At 70.9% G+C, this 14,371-nt stretch carries 11 protein-coding genes and 1 pseudogene; 6 read left to right on the top strand and 6 right to left on the bottom strand.

All coding sequences use genetic code 11. The annotated features are described in order from the left end of the window. Positions 1 to 10 precede the first annotated feature (10 nt). Positions 11 to 1,681 (top strand): PHP domain-containing protein, encoded by a 1,671-nt coding sequence (locus tag ACWD4G_RS05205; RefSeq protein WP_451290835.1) that lies wholly within the window; start codon positions 11 to 13, stop codon positions 1,679 to 1,681. 88 nt (positions 1,682 to 1,769) lie between these two features. On the opposite strand, the gene ACWD4G_RS05200 is transcribed toward ACWD4G_RS05205, so the two are convergent. From ACWD4G_RS05200 to ACWD4G_RS05185, 4 genes are read right to left on the bottom strand one after another with little or no spacing between them, the layout of a single operon-like run. After that, positions 1,770 to 2,225: a MaoC family dehydratase gene (locus ACWD4G_RS05200; protein WP_451290834.1), complete on the bottom strand. Its 456-nt coding sequence runs from the start codon at positions 2,223 to 2,225 to the stop codon at positions 1,770 to 1,772. Between the two features lie 14 nt (positions 2,226 to 2,239). Next, positions 2,240 to 3,745, bottom strand: a complete 1,506-nt coding sequence (locus ACWD4G_RS05195) for an acyl-CoA synthetase (RefSeq protein WP_451290833.1) — start codon at positions 3,743 to 3,745, stop codon at positions 2,240 to 2,242. A 51-nt stretch (positions 3,746 to 3,796) separates the two neighbouring features. Then, entirely contained in the window at positions 3,797 to 4,672 is an 876-nt protein-coding gene (locus ACWD4G_RS05190) for an amidohydrolase family protein (protein WP_451291140.1), read from the bottom strand. A gap of 26 nt (positions 4,673 to 4,698) precedes the next feature. Continuing rightward, the gene (locus ACWD4G_RS05185; RefSeq protein ID WP_451290832.1) at positions 4,699 to 5,616 is read right to left on the bottom strand and encodes an SDR family NAD(P)-dependent oxidoreductase; all 918 of its coding nucleotides are present in this window, start codon (positions 5,614 to 5,616) and stop codon (positions 4,699 to 4,701) included. Positions 5,617 to 5,879: 263 nt separating this feature from the next. Here ACWD4G_RS05185 and ACWD4G_RS05180 point away from each other — a divergent pair, with 263 nt between their 5' ends. Together ACWD4G_RS05180 and ACWD4G_RS05175 are read left to right on the top strand one after the other, a co-directional pair. Then, on the top strand, positions 5,880 to 6,305 hold the full coding sequence (locus ACWD4G_RS05180; RefSeq protein WP_451290831.1) for a MarR family winged helix-turn-helix transcriptional regulator: 426 nt from the start codon (positions 5,880 to 5,882) through the stop codon (positions 6,303 to 6,305). A gap of 4 nt (positions 6,306 to 6,309) precedes the next feature. Further along, a complete protein-coding gene (locus ACWD4G_RS05175) occupies positions 6,310 to 7,161 on the top strand; it encodes an IclR family transcriptional regulator (protein ID WP_451290830.1) in 852 nt (283 codons plus the stop codon). A 128-nt stretch (positions 7,162 to 7,289) separates the two neighbouring features. Here the strand turns inward: ACWD4G_RS05175 and ACWD4G_RS05170 are convergent, their stop codons facing one another. Together ACWD4G_RS05170 and ACWD4G_RS05165 are read right to left on the bottom strand one after the other, a co-directional pair. After that, the gene (locus tag ACWD4G_RS05170) at positions 7,290 to 9,086 is read right to left on the bottom strand and encodes a sulfatase-like hydrolase/transferase (RefSeq protein ID WP_451290829.1); all 1,797 of its coding nucleotides are present in this window, start codon (positions 9,084 to 9,086) and stop codon (positions 7,290 to 7,292) included. A 301-nt stretch (positions 9,087 to 9,387) separates the two neighbouring features. After that, positions 9,388 to 10,482 carry a serine hydrolase domain-containing protein gene (locus ACWD4G_RS05165; protein WP_451290828.1) on the bottom strand — a complete coding sequence of 365 codons (1,095 nt, stop codon included), beginning with the start codon at positions 10,480 to 10,482 and terminating at the stop codon, positions 9,388 to 9,390. A gap of 295 nt (positions 10,483 to 10,777) precedes the next feature. Here ACWD4G_RS05165 and ACWD4G_RS05160 point away from each other — a divergent pair, with 295 nt between their 5' ends. The 3 genes and pseudogenes from ACWD4G_RS05160 (at position 10,778) to ACWD4G_RS05150 (ending at position 14,291) form a co-directional block, all read left to right on the top strand. Next, positions 10,778 to 11,959 (top strand): L,D-transpeptidase, encoded by a 1,182-nt coding sequence (locus tag ACWD4G_RS05160; protein ID WP_451291139.1) that lies wholly within the window; start codon positions 10,778 to 10,780, stop codon positions 11,957 to 11,959. Positions 11,960 to 12,097: 138 nt separating this feature from the next. Continuing rightward, positions 12,098 to 12,412: pseudogene (locus ACWD4G_RS05155) on the top strand (serine/threonine protein kinase); the annotation flags it as partial. Between the two features lie 145 nt (positions 12,413 to 12,557). Further along, positions 12,558 to 14,291 carry an outer membrane protein assembly factor BamB family protein gene (locus ACWD4G_RS05150; RefSeq protein WP_451290827.1) on the top strand — a complete coding sequence of 578 codons (1,734 nt, stop codon included), beginning with the start codon at positions 12,558 to 12,560 and terminating at the stop codon, positions 14,289 to 14,291. The last annotated feature ends 80 nt before the right edge of the window (positions 14,292 to 14,371 follow it).

The raw sequence follows: 14,371 nt of genomic DNA, 5'->3' as shown, positions 1-14,371 counted from the left end.
GATGCCTGAGATGTACGAGACATCCGAGCAGCAACTGCCCGTCTGGGCCGACCCGTCCGTCCCCGCCGACGAACTGGACCCGCAGGGTCTGTCCCGCCGTGGCCTCCTGCGCGGTGCGGGCCTCTTCGGCACCGCCTTCGCCCTGGGCTCCCTCGCGACTCCCGCGAGCGCCGGCTCCCGCCCCCACGGCGGCGAGGACCCCAAGCTCGCCTACCTCGTCGGCGACCACCACATCCACACCGTCTACAGCCACGACGCCAAGTACACGTTCTCGCAGCTGGCCGCGGCGGGCGCCAAGTACGGCCTGGACTGGATGGTGTTCACCGAGCACTCCAACTTCGGGCACGCCGACTTCGGTGCCGCGCTGGAGCACGAGGAGATCCTCAAGGCCCGCGCCGAGAACCCCCGTCAGCTGATCTTCCAGGGCCTGGAGTGGTACATCCCGGCCGCCGAGCACTGCACGGTCTTCACCGCGCCCGGCCCGAACGAGGTCGACGTCCTCACCCGGTTCGAGCGCGCCTACGACGGCAAGCTGCTCGGCTACGACAAGGGCGGCCCCGCCGACGCGGACCGGGCCCGCAACGAGGCGCACGCCGTCAAGGCGATCCAGTGGCTGGCCGAGCAGCGCCGCACGGGCTACGTCGACGACGTCCTCGTCCTCGCCAACCACCCGCTGCGCCTGGGCATCGACTCCCCGCACGAGATGCGGAACTGGCGGGACGCCGCCCCCGAGATCATGATCGGCATGGAGGGCGCGCCCGGCGCCCAGGGCGCGGCGATCCCCGGCTGGCGCGGCACGACCTCGATCCGCGGCGAGTACGAGAACAAGCCGTCGGCCCAGTCCTGGCCCGGCTACCCGGCGGAGGCGTATCTGACGTACGGCGGCTTCGACTGGTCGACGGCGACGGTCGGCGGCCTGTGGGACTCCCTCCTGGCCGAGGGCAGGCTGTTCTCGATCACCACCAACTCGGACGCCCACCGCATCGTCTTCGACACCTGGAAGAACGGCGACTGGCCCACCGGCCAGAACTTCGACACCACCGGCAAGCTGCCCGACCCGGTGAACACCACCACCCCGCAGCCCGGCAGCGACTTCTGGCCCGGCCAGTTCAGCCGCACCCACGTGGGCGTCACCCGCTACGGCTACCGCTCGGTCATGGCGGGCCTGCGCGCGGGCCGCGTCTGGCTGGACCACGGCCATCTCCTGGACGGCCTCGACGTCCGAGTGAAGCGCGCCCACGACCACGGCCGGGGCGTCACCCTGGGCGGCCGCCTCCGGGTCCGCAAGGGCGAGCGCCTCACCCTGAACATCACGGTCACCTCCGCGACCCGCCCCAACGCCCAGGGAATCCTCCCGGAGTTGGCCCACGTGGACGTCATCCGGGGCGCGGTACACGGCCCGGCGACCGACCGCGACGCCTGGAAGGCCCCGGACACGAAGGTCGTCCACACGAAGGACGTGACGGGCCGCAAGGGCACGTACACCTTGAGCATCCCGATCACGGCGGGCGACGAGTCCTTCTACCTCCGCTTGCGGGGCAGCGACGGCAAGAGGAACGGGGCGGGGTATTTGGGTGCGGCGATTGACCCGCACGGCCCGATCCCTCATGCGCCGGGTGACGGGGACCCATGGGAGGACACCTGGTTCTACACGAACCCGCTGTTCGTGGACGTGAGTTGAGCAGCAGCAGGGCTTAAGGGGCGCGGGGAACTGCGCGACCAGCCACGACGGCGCAGCAGTCCCCCGCGCTCCTCAGCCCCTACGGCGCTCAGGCATAAAACCGAGACAAACTCTGAAGCACAGCCGCAGGCTTAGCCCCACCCTCGATCTCAATGGTCCCGTCAACAGTGATCTGCACCCCACCCGGCACGTCCTCGACAGAGGCCAGCTTTCCCACCAGCCGAATCTTCGACCCCACCTTCACCGGCGACGGGAAACGCACCTTGTTCAGCCCGTAGTTGACCTTGGTCGAGACCCCCTCGACATCCAACAACTCGGTGAACAGCGGAATGAACAACGAAAGCGTCAGATACCCATGGGCGATAGGCGCCCCAAAGGGGCCTGCGGCCGCCTTCTCGGGGTCGACATGAATCCACTGGTGGTCCCCCGTGGCATCGGCGAACGTATTGATCCGCTCCTGGGTGACCTCGATCCACTCACTGGCGCCCAGATCACTACCGGCGAGCTTCTTCAGCTCATCGATGCCATTGACGGTGATGCTCATATGACTGTCCTTCACTAGGAATCGGTGCCGTAGCGCTTGCGCACCCGGGCCTTGAGGAGCTTTCCGGAGGCGGTGCGCGGCAGTTCGTCCGCCAGCACCACCGACTTCGGGATCTTGTACTTGGCGAGTCGCCCGGCCAACGAGGCCAGCACCTCGTCGGGGTCCGGCGAAGTGCCCTCACGGGGAACGACGACCGCGCGCGGCACCTCGCCCCACTTCTCGTCCGGCACGCCGATGACCGCGCACTCGACGATGTCCGGGTGGGCGAGGAGCTGGTCCTCGATCTCGGCGGGATAGATGTTCTCCCCACCGGAGATGATCATGTCCTTGATGCGGTCGACGATGAAGACGTACCCGTCCTCGTCGACCCGGGCCGCGTCCCCGCTGCGGAACCACCCGTCGGCGAACACGGCGGCGGTCTCCTCCGGCAGCCCCCAGTACCCGGGCATGACATGCGGCCCCCGGACCACGATCTCACCGGGCTCGTCCACATCCACGGGTGTCATGTCCGGCCGTACGACCCGCACATCGCTGAAGAAGTGCGGTACGCCCGCCGAGCCGGCCTTGCTCACGGCGTGCTCCGCGTCGAGGAAGAGCGTGCCGGGGGCCGCCTCCGTCATGCCGTAGCCCTGGAGGAAGGTGAGGCCGCGCTCCTGGTACTCGGCGATGAGCGGGGTGGGCACGGGCGAGCCGCCGCACGAGAGCATCCGGAGCGAGGAGAGGTCCGCCCCGGCCCAGCGCGGGTGCCGTGCCACCTGGTCGAACATCGTCGGCACCCCGAACATGAAGGTGATCCGATGCCGTTCGATCAGGTCGAAGGTGGCCTCCGGGGCGAACGCCTCGACCAGGACGCACAGTCCGCCCTTGAGGAGCACGGGCAGGGTGAGCATGTTCAGCCCGGCGGTGTGGAACAACGGGGCCGAGACCAGGGCGCGTTCGTCGGTGACGATGTCCTGGTCGACCAGCACGTTGACGGCGTTCCAGATGATGTTGCCGTGGGTGAGCATCGCGCCCTTGGGGCGGCCGGTCGTGCCCGAGGTGTACATGATGATGCAGGTGTCGTCGGGTCCGACGGGCTGGTCGATCGGCTCGTTCTCGGCCTCGGCGAGCAGCGCCTCGTATTCGGCGCCGACCTCGACGTACGTACGGACGTCGGTGTCGCCCGGGAGTCCCGCGACGAGCCCGGTGAACCCGGGCCCGTAGACGAGGGCCTTGGCTCCGGAGTCGGCGAGCTGGTAGGCGATCTCGGGTCCGGCGAGGCGGGTGTTGAGCGGGACGAAGACGGCGCCGAGGGTGCCGGCGGCGAACAGCGTCTCCAGGTACGAGGGGTGGTTGGGCCCCAGGTAGGCGATGCGGTCGCCGCGACGTACGCCAAAGGCGCGCAGGGCGTGGGCGAGGCGTGTGGTGCGCTCGTACAGCTCGCCGTAGGTGATGCTCGTGTCGCCGTGGATCAGGGCGGTACGTCCGGGGGTCTTGCGGGCCCGGCGGGCGGGCCATGATCCCAGTCCCTCATTGCGCATGTCCGTGCCCCTGTCCCTCATTGCACATGGGGTGTGTCCCTCACAGTGTCGTCATGGCTTCGTCAGGCCGAGCAGCCGGGCGGCGTTCTCCTTGAGGATCTTCGGCTTGACCTCGTCCTTGATGGTCAGCTTCTCGAAGTCGGCGAGCCAGCGGTCCGGGGTCAGCACCGGGTAGTCGGAGCCGAACAGGACCTTGTCCTTGAGCAGGGTGTTGGCGTACTGCACGAGCTGCGGCGGGAAGTACTTGGGCGACCAGCCGGACAGATCGATGTGGACGCCGGGCTTGTGGGTGGCCACCGCCAGCGCCTCGTCCTGCCAGGGGAAGGACGGATGCGCCAGGATGATCTTCAGATGGGGGAAGTCGGCCGCCACGTCGTCCACATGGAGTGGGTTCGAGTACTTGAGGCGGATGCCGCCCCCGCCGGGGACGCCGGCGCCGATGCCCGTCTGGCCGGTGTGGAAGAGGGCGATCGCGCCGGTCTCCTCGATGACCTCGTAGAGGGCGTACGCCACCGAGCGGTCGTTGGGGAAGAAGCCCTGGACGCTGGGGTGGAACTTGAAGCCCCGCACCCCGTACTCCTCGACCAGCCGCCGGGCCCGCTTCACACCGGCCTTGCCCCGGAAGGGGTCGATGGACGCGAAGGGGATGAGGACGTCGGCGTTGGCGGCGGCGGCCTCGGCGACCTCCTCGTTGGGGACGGGCTCGGTGCCGGTCGCGGACTCGGAGTCCACCGTGAAGATCACGGCGGCCATCCTCCGCTCGCGGTAGTACGCGGCCGTCTCCTCCAGGGTCGGCTTCCGGTTGCCCTCGACCTTGAAGTAGGCGGAGGAGGCGTCGTGGAGGTCGTCGTCCAGCGAGGCATGGCCCTTGGAGGAGACCTCGGCGTGGGTGTGGACGTCGATCGCGACGAGGTCCTCGACGTTCATCGCGGGCTCGTACCTGGCGGTGGTCATCACGCCTCCGGGATCTTCGGGGCGGGGATGCCCACGGTCTCGGGCTCGGCGCCCAGCGAGGTCGGCCAGACGTCGGCGAGCGCCTCGGGGGTCCAGCCGCCGTTGGCGTACGCCGTCCTGATCTCCTGCGGATGCGACCAGAGTGCCACCTTGTCGCCGCCGATGCCGATGGCCTGGCCGGTGACGCCTCGGGCGGCGTCGGAGGCGAGGAACGGGATCAGGGCCGCGCAGTCCTCGGGGGTGCCGAAGCCCTCGCCCTTGCGCAGGAAGTCGGGGAACGGCCTGCCCTCGCGCAGCGCCTCCACGTACGGGGCGAAGACCGGGATGGTCTCGGTCATGGCGGTGGCGGCCACCGGGATGATCGCGTTGACGGTGATCCCGGCGCGGCCCAGCTCCATGGACCAGGTGCGGGCGAAGGCGGCGATACCGGCCTTGGCGGCGGCGTAGTTGGTCTGACCGAAGTTGCCGCGCTGGCCGGCCGGGGAGCCGACGAGGATCAGCGAGCCGCCCTCGCCCTGCTCGCGCATGCGGATCGCGGCGGCCCGGGCGCAGGTGAAGGTGCCCTTGAGGTGGGTGGTGATCACCGCGTCGAAGTCGTCGTCGGACATCTTCCACAGCACCTTGTCGCGCAGGATGCCCGCGTTGGTGACCAGGATGTCCAGCCGCCCGAACTCCTCCACCGCGCGGCCCACCAGCCGGTCGGCGGCCTCGGTGGTGCCGACCGCGACGACCTCGGCGACGGCCCTGCCGCCCGCCTCGGTGATGGACTTCACGGCCGCTTCGGCCACGGCCTCGTCGATGTCGTTGACGACCACGGAGGCACCGGCGGCGGCCAGCGCCTGGGCGTAGGCCAGTCCGAGGCCACGACCGCTGCCGGTGACGACGGCGACCTTGCCGGTGAGATCGATGCTGGGCACGAGTGGGTCCCTTCGGTTCTTCGGGTCCGCGTGTCTTCGGAATGGGAGTGCGGCTTCGAAATCGAAGTTAAGAGCAATAGTTGTTGACGTCAATAGTTGTTGGAACTCGGGCTTTGCTGCATGCTGGGCCTGTACGTACGCGCCGCCCCCTTCGGGGCCCGGCCAGGCCTGATCCGAAAGAACAGGCCCGAGAGACCAGGGAGCCCGCCATCGCCGGCCAGCAGACGCAGAACTCCGCCTCGATCGACGCGCGTGAGCCGTGGATGCGGGGGCTGCACGCGGACACGGGCTATCTGCTGTACCGCCTGGGCCTGCGCTCCGGGCAGTTGTTCAACGCCTCGCTCCAGGAGTCGGGCCTCAGACTGCGCCACTACGCCCTGCTCCGCCTCCTCGCCACCACGCCGGGCGCCCTCCAGCGGGAGCTGAGCGCGTCCCTCGGCTACGACCCGAGCGCGATCGTCGGCCTGGTGGACGACCTGGAGAAGCTGGGCTTCGCCGAGCGCCGTCCCTCCCCCGACGACCGCCGCAGCCGGATCATCGTGCTCACCGAGGACGGCCGCTCCTTCCTGCGGGACACCGACGCGGCCGGGCAGCGCGTCACCGACGAACTGCTGGGGCCCCTCGACGCCACCGAGCGCGAGACGCTCCACGCGCTGCTGCAGAAGGTCGCCGAGGCCGGACTGGGGTGACGCCATGCCGATGACCGCCGACGCCGCGCCGCCGCTGCCCGGGAACGCCCGCTCGGCCCCCGACCGGCTGCTCGCCGTGCTGGCCGCCTTCGACCACGACCACCCCGCGCTCTCCCTCACCGACATCAGCCGCCGCGCCGGGCTCACCCTCACCACGGCCCACCGCCTGGTCGGCGCGCTCACCGAGTGGGGCGCCCTGGAGCGGGACGCCTCCGGCGTCTACCACGTGGGGCTCAGACTCTGGGAGATCGCGGCGCTCGCCCCGCGCGGACTCCCGCTCCGCCAGATCGCCCTGCCCTACCTGGAGGACCTCTACGAGGCCACGCACGAGAACGTGCAGCTGGCGGTGCGCGACGGCGACGAGGTCGTCTACATCGAATGGCTCTCCGGGCGCTCGGCGGTCGGCGTCCACATCCGGGTGGGCGCCCGCTGGCCGCTGCACGCCACCGGGGTCGGTCTGGCACTCCTCGCACACGGTGATGCCGCGTCGCAGGAGGAGTACTGCCGGGGCGAGTTGGCCTCCTTCACCCCGTACACCATCACCGACGGCGCCCGGCTGCGGCGCGAGCTCGCCGAAGTACGGCGTACAGGCGTGGCCGTGAGCAGCCGTCAGGTCACCGAGGACGCCCTATCAGTGGCGGCGCCGGTACGCGGGCCCGGCGGTGCGGTGGTCGCCGCCGTCTCGGTGGTGGTGCCCCGACTGAACGCCCAGGTCCCGGTGTTGACACCGGCGGTACGGGTGGCCGCGCGCGGAATCTCCCGGGCCCTTGGCTGGCAGCCGGACGAGCCCGGCCGGGGCTCGGCGATCCCGGGGCGAGGGTCTGCGATCCCGGGGCGGGGCTCGTCGGCCTGCTGAGCGTGGGGACATGAGCGGTGGCGTTGGTGGCCGAGGCTCGCGGTGCCGCTGCTCGGCCGCCGGCCAAGGACACGCGGGCCGGGGGCGGACCCCACTTCACCGGCGCGCGGGCCTCCCGAGCCGCTCGGCTACTTCTTCGCCAGCCTCTGCGACGCGTACGTCACAGTCGAACCCGTGTGCGTGGCGGTGCCCCGGGCCGTGAGCCAGCCCTGGGTGGCGTCGGCGGACGGGGTGACCTCCCAGCGGGTGACCAGGCGGCCGCCGGAGCGGATACGGTCCGTGGCCGTCGGGCCGAGGGACCGTACCTGCCAGTGGTTCGGGGCGGTGAGGACGACCCGGGCGGCCGTCCACGGGCGGGCGGAGCCATTGGCGAAGGTGGCCGTCACCAGGAACTTGCCGTTCTTCCGGGTCACTTGGAGGTCCACCCCGAACGGCCTGCGCCGGTAGTTCTCCACCCACGAGATGCCCATCAGGGCCACCAGCGCGTCGGCCTGCCGGGGCCGCGCGGCCGCGAGGTCGTTGCTCTCGCCGGGGTCCCGGGAGAGGTCGTACAACTCGACCTGCCACTGGTTGTCGGGCACGTCACGGTTCTGCCCCGGCGCGAACCGGACCGCCTTCATGTCGCCGCGCCGCAGCGCCTCGGCGGCCCGCTTCGCCCGGCCCTGGTCGACGCGGTCGGCACGCGGGGTGACGCCGTTGTGGTTGCGGTAGAAGTACAGGTGGTCGTGCTCGGCGGCGCGGCCCTGGGCGCCGCGCAGGAGGGGCGCCACGGAGAGGCCGTCGATGTCGGACGGGGCGGGAGCGCCCGCGAGTTCGGCGAGCGTGGGCAGCAGGTCGATCAGCGGGGTCGGCCGGTCGGTGGTGCCGACCGGGACGCGCTGCGGGGACCAGGCGATGAGCGGGACGCGGATGCCGCCCTCGTAGAGGTTGCGCTTGTAGCCGCGCAGCGGGCCGTTCGCGTCGAAGAGGTCGGGGTTCGTACCGCCCTCCTCGTGGGGGCCGTTGTCGCTGGTGACGAGGACGACGGTGCGTCGGTGGATGCCGTGCGCCTTGAGCCGGTCCACGACATTGCCGACCAGGGTGTCCAGACCGGTGACCTGGGCGGCGTGCGCCTGGTCGGGGTGGGGCCAGGGCCTGTCGGCGTACTGGCCGAGGTCCGGGTCCTGGCTGGGGGCGTGCGGCACGGTCGGGGCGAGGAACAGCAGGAACGGCTCGTCCTTGTGGGCGTCGACGAAGCCGAGGGCGCGGTCCTCGATGAGGTCGGGCGCGTAGACGTGCCTGGCGCCGCCCTCGTTCTCGGGGATGTGCTCCTTCCTGTCGTTGTCCCACAGGTACGTCGGGTAGTACTGGTGGGCGTGCTTGTGCGTCAGATAGCCGTAGAACTCCTCGAAGCCCCGGGCGTTGGGATGGCTCGGCTGGTTGGGCTGCTCGGGGCCGAAGCCCCACTTGCCGATGAGTCCGGTGCGGTAGCCGAGGGCGCGCAGGGCCTCGGCGAAGGTGAAGTCGTCCTCGGTGAGGCCGCTCTGGCCGCCGGGACCCCAGGGGTTGGTACGGACGGTGGCGTGGCCGCTGTGCAGGCCGGTGAGCAGGGAGCAGCGGGCGGGGGCGCAGACCGGGGCGGGCGAGTAGGCGTCGGTGAAGCGCAGCCCCTCGGCGGCGAGGGCGTCAAGGCGCGGGGTGCTGATCAACTTCTGGCCGTAGGAGCCGAGTTCGCCGTAGCCGAGGTCGTCGGCGAGGACCACCACGAAGTTCAGCCGCTGGGCCGGGGCCTGGGCTGCCGGCACGATCGACACCTCCGGACGATGGCTCGCTTCCATCGTGGTCTGTTCGGCCGCCTTGCGTGCCTCGTGGGCGACACATCCGGTCGCCGCCCCGGTCACGCCGACGGCGGCGGTCCCGGCGAGAAAGCGACGGCGGCTGGGCATACGGACTCCTGGTGATCGTCGGCGGTCGGTCGTGCTCCGATGGTGAATGGGGCCCACGGGGCACAACCATGCACAGGGCATGAACACCTTGTTGCGGCTGGTCATGAGGGGCCGCGGTGATCAACTGCGTGCCCCCCGACCCTAGAGAGGGGGAATTCGGCGTTCTGGTTCCCCGCGGTTGAATCGATCTTGCCAGCCGCCTACGACACATCAGAAATCGGGGTTCACCCCATCGCACTGGCACACGAACGGGCGGCCCCGTGAGGAGCCGCCCGATGGTGCCTCAGGTGCCTCAGTCGCCTCAGAGGTTCTGGTAGAGGGCCGCCAGGAGCAGGAAGGACCGGTCGTCGCCGAGACCGCCCTCGTCGATCATCTGGTTCATCGTGTAGGCCATGCTCATCCGGGCGTCGAAGTCGACGAGGACGATCGAGCCGCCCCAGCCACCCCAGAAGCAGGTGCGGGGGTGGGGGAGTTGGCCGGTGTGCAGGCCATAGCCCATGCCGTAGCGCATCGGTACGCCGAGGACGCGGTCGGTGCCGAGGAACTGCTCCTCCAGTGCCCGCTCGCACCCCTTCTCCGACAGCAGTCGTACGCCGCGTGCCGCGCCGCCGCAGGCAAGCACCGACTGGACGGCGGCGACCGAGCGGGCGTTGCCGTGACCGTTCGCGGCCGGGATCTCCGCGCGCCGCCAGGCGAGGGTGTTGGCCGTCTCTCCCGAGATGGCCGGGTTGGGCCTGCGGTCCCCCCGAGGCGGGGAGGAGGGCGGCGGGATGATCGGCGCGACCCGGTGGTCGTGCTCTTCGGCGAGACCGATGTGGAAGTCGGCGCCCAGCGGGCCCGCGATCTCCTCGGCGAAGAAGGCGCCCAGGCTGCGTCCGGTGACACGGCGCACGATCTCGCCGATCAGATAGCCCTGCGTCACCGCGTGATAGCCGCCCTCGGTGCCCGGCTCCCAGGCCGGGGTCTGCGCGGCGAGCCGGGCGGTGATCGTCGGCCAGTCGTAGAGGTCGTCGATCGTCGTCGGCGCGTCGAACACATGCAGTCCGGATGTGTGCGACAGCACATGGCGAACGAGTACGCCCTCCTTGCCGGCCGCCGCGAACTCGGGCCAGTACGCGGCCACCGGGGCGTCCAGGTCGAGGTCGCCCCGGTCGGCCAGGACCAGTGCGCAGAGCGCGGCCATCGGCTTGGTGGTGGACCAGACGTTGGAGATGGTGTCCCGCTCCCAGGGGGTCGTGCGGTCCGCGTCGGCGTACCCGCCCCACAGGTCGACCACCGGCTCCCCGTCCACGAAGACCGCCACCGAGGCGCCGACGTCCTTGCCGCCCAGCGAGGCGATGAGCGCTTCGCGCACCGGGGCGAAGCGCTCCGCGCATGTGCCGTGAATGTCCGCCATGGGGACGAAGCTACGGGGTCGGCTCGGGCGGGGACCACCGAATATCGGGCCCGCGCAATCTCAGCCGACGGACCCCCTTCTCATAGCTCAGCCCCAGGAACGCGGCGCACGATGCAGACACATCGACCTGATCACAGAGGAAAGGCGCGCAGTGGACGTCCCGCAGATATCAAACCGTTTCGGACGGCGGCCGGAGGAGTCACCGAGGTCGGTGACACCGGAGGGGGCGCGCGGGCCGGAGGCTCCGGCGCGGGCCGAGGCGGCCGGGTCGTCCGGCCGGTGGTCGCGGCGCGGGGTGCTGGCCGCGCTCGGGGCCGTGCCCGCCGTCGCCGTGCTGTCCGGGTGCAGCGGGTCGGCGGACGCCTCGGCGCGTAGCGGGGACGCGGGGGCGAGCGCGTCGGCCAAGGCGGCCGAGGCGGCGGTCACCGTGTCGCCCGCCGACGGTACGCGGGACGCGGCGTTCACCGAACCGGTCGAGGTGACGGTGACCAACGGCACGCTGGCGAGCGTGAAGGTCACGGCCGCCGACGGCACCGAACTCGCCGGCGCCCTCGACGACGCCGGCACCAAGTGGACGTCCTCCGCCCACCCCTCCTCGGGCACCACCTACACCGTCACGGCCACCCCCGAGGGCGGCGACGCCGAGACCGCGACGTTCACCACCGCCGCCCCGGCCGCCACGTTCGTCGGCTACTTCACTCCGGAGGCCGGCTCCACCTCCGGCGTCGGCATGCCCGTCTCGATCAACTTCACCCAGGCCGTCACCGACAAGGCCGCCGTGGAGAAGGCGATCACGGTGACCGCCGAGCCCGCCGTGGAGGTGGTCGGCCACTGGTTCGGTGACACCCGGCTGGACTTCCGGCCGGAGACCTACTGGGCGGCCGGTACGACGATCACGCTCGGGCTGCGGCTGAAGGACGTCGAGGGCGCGGACGGCGTCTACGGGACGCAGTCCAAGGACGTCACCTTCCACATCGGCCGCGAGCAGATCAGCACCGTCGACCTGGCGACGAAACAGATGACCGTCGTACGGGACGGGGCGACCCTCGCCACCTACCCCGTCACCGGCGGCGACGCCGAGCACACCACCTGGTCCGGGATCATGGTGATCAGCGAGCGGTTCAAGGAGACCCGGATGGAGTCGTCCACGGTCGGGCTCGGCGACGAGTACGACATCAAGGACGTACCGCACGCCCAGCGTCTCACCACCTCCGGCACCTTCGTCCACGGCAACTACTGGGCCGCCGAGTCCGTCTTCGGCGGCTCCAACGTCAGCCACGGCTGTGTCGGTCTGCACGACAGCAAAGGCGCGAACGACAGCTCGGTCGCGGGCTACCAGTTCTACGACAGCTCGATGCTCGGGGACGTGGTCGTCGTCAAGAACTCCGGCGAGGAGACCGTGGACCCCGCCAACGGGCTCAACGGCTGGAACCTTTCCTGGGCGGACTGGAAGGCGGGGAGCGCTCTCACCGGCTGACCCCCGGACCGCCGCACCGGACTCCCCCGTTCCGTTCCGGCCGGCGCCCGCCCCTTGTCACCGCGCACACATTCGCATCGCCTAGGCTGACGTGCCGCAGCTGCCGTACGTCTGAGCTACGAATGAGCATGGTGGGAAATGCCACTGAGGGACGACGACCCCACCGTCATGGGCGGGTACGAACTGCTGGACCGGCTCGGGTCCGGCGGTATGGGTGTCGTCTTTCTCGGCCGGTCCGCGTCGGGGCGGCTGGTCGCGGTGAAGCTGGTGCACGCGCAGTACAGCGAGGACGAGGAGTTCCGTTCGCGGTTCCGGCAGGAGGTCGCGGCGGCGCGCAGGGTCAGCGGGGCGTTCACCGCGCCCGTCGTCGACGCCGACACGGAGGCCGAACGGCCGTGGATGGCGACCCTGTACGTGCCCGGGCCCACGCTCTTCGAACTCGTCCGCAAGGAAGGGCCGTTGGACGCGGCCCGGCTGCGCTCCCTGGCGCTCGGCCTGACCGAGGCGCTGCGGGACATCCTCCCCCACGCTCGGCTTCGCTCGCGCGGGGGCACCCCCACCGGCGGGCGTCGTCCACCGGGACCTCAAACCGGCGAACGTGCTGATCGCCGAGGACGGTCCGCGCGTCATCGACTTCGGCATCTCGCGCGCCGCCGACAACCAGCAGCTGACCCGGACCGGCCGGGTCGTCGGCACCCCGCCCTTCATGTCGCCGGAGCAACTGCGCTCGCCCCGTGACGTGACCGGCGCCTCGGACGTGTTCTCGCTGGGCTCGCTGCTGGTGTTCGCGGTCAGCGGCAACAGCCCGTTCGAGGCGGAGAGCCCGTACATGGCGGGCTATCAGGTGATGTACGAGGCGCCGGAGCTGGACGCGGTTCCCCAGCCGCTGCGGGCCGTCGCCGAGCGCTGTCTGCAGAAGGACCCGGCGGCCCGCCCCGACCTCACCGAACTGCACCACCTGCTCTGGGAGTTGCCCGACTCCTACGACAACGCCTCCCTGCGCGCACCCGCCCCCACCCCCATCCCCGCCGGTGCGGCATCGAACCGGACGGCCAAACGGCGCCGCACCAAGCGGCAGTTGGTCCTCATCGGCCTCGGCGCCGCCCTGACCGTCACCGCGCTCACCGGCGCCCTGCTGTTCGCCTCCGCCGAGCCCGAGTCCACGGCGTCCCGCGACCTCGACAGGGGCACACCCGGGCTGTCCCTGCCCACCGGCTGGCTCCCGTGGCGGACGGCGCTGAGGCACGACCTCGACACCCCCCTGGACTCCACCTCCAGCGGTTACATGGAACCGGGGTGCGTAGCGGACGGGACCGATCTGTACTGCGGCGGTACGGGCTTCGTCGTCGCCAAGGTGGACGCCGCCACCGGCACCGTGCGCTGGTGGCACGGAACCCAGCCGCAGACCTCGCGCCCGGTCGGCGCCCGGGACGGGCTGGTCTACGCCTTCGAGGAGCCCGATGACCTCGCCTCCAGCCGCCTGCTGACGGCCCTGGACTCGGCGACCGGGAAGCGGAGCTGGGCGAGATCCGTGTCCGCGACCCGGTCGGCCCATCTCTTCGACGGCGGTGTGCTGGCCGTGGGCCCGGGCAACACACGGTTCGTGGCCTACTCCGCGTCGGGCGAGCGGCTGTGGCGGACGCCCATGCCGGACGGAAAGGACTGCACACCCCTCGTCCTGGACGGAGTGCCGTACGGGCTGTGCTACCAGGGCGACGAACTGACCTCCCTCGCACCCGTCACCCTCGTACGACTCGACCCCGCCGACGGCACCGCGCGCGAGGTCGCCACCCTGCCCTCGAAGTCCCTCTCCCTCGGAATCCTCGACGATCACCCCCTCTTCCTCGGGGCGGCGATCACCGAGAACGTGTTCGAGGGCGGCTACGAGCGGCCCTACGACGCGCTGCTGCGGGTGGACCCCGACAGCGGGAAGATCACCCGGATTCCGCTGGAGCGGGAGCTGCGCGGCTCCATCTCGCTCGTCGGCGACGTCGTCTACTTCGTACGGGCCGACGGGAGCGTGACGGCCGTGTCGGCGACCGACGGGGAGGAGCGGTGGGAGACGTCGTCCGACATCGAGAGCCTGTCGGTGCCCGCGGTGTCGACGGAGCACGACCGGGTGTACTTCGCCAACCGCTTCGGTCGGCTGCTGGCCCTGGACTCCGCCACGGGCGACGAGTTGTGGCGTACGGAGTCCGTGGGCGACCCCGGTTCCCTCGCGACCCAGGTCCCGCCGAGTGTGCTGCTGGTCGAGGACGCGATCGTGGCGATGGCCGGCGACACGGTGTTCTCCGTGAGCCCGGACGAGCCGAGTGCGACGCCCCGCCCCTAGGCGTCTTCACATCGTGAACTCACCCCTCCCGCCCGGACTTTCTCCGCTTTAACTCTTGACGACCCCAGCGCCGGGGCGCA

The sequence above is a fragment of the Streptomyces sp. NPDC002643 genome (assembly GCF_053592555.1).
Note: the sequence above shows the minus strand (reverse complement) of the source record. Positions and strands in the feature narration are given on the sequence as shown.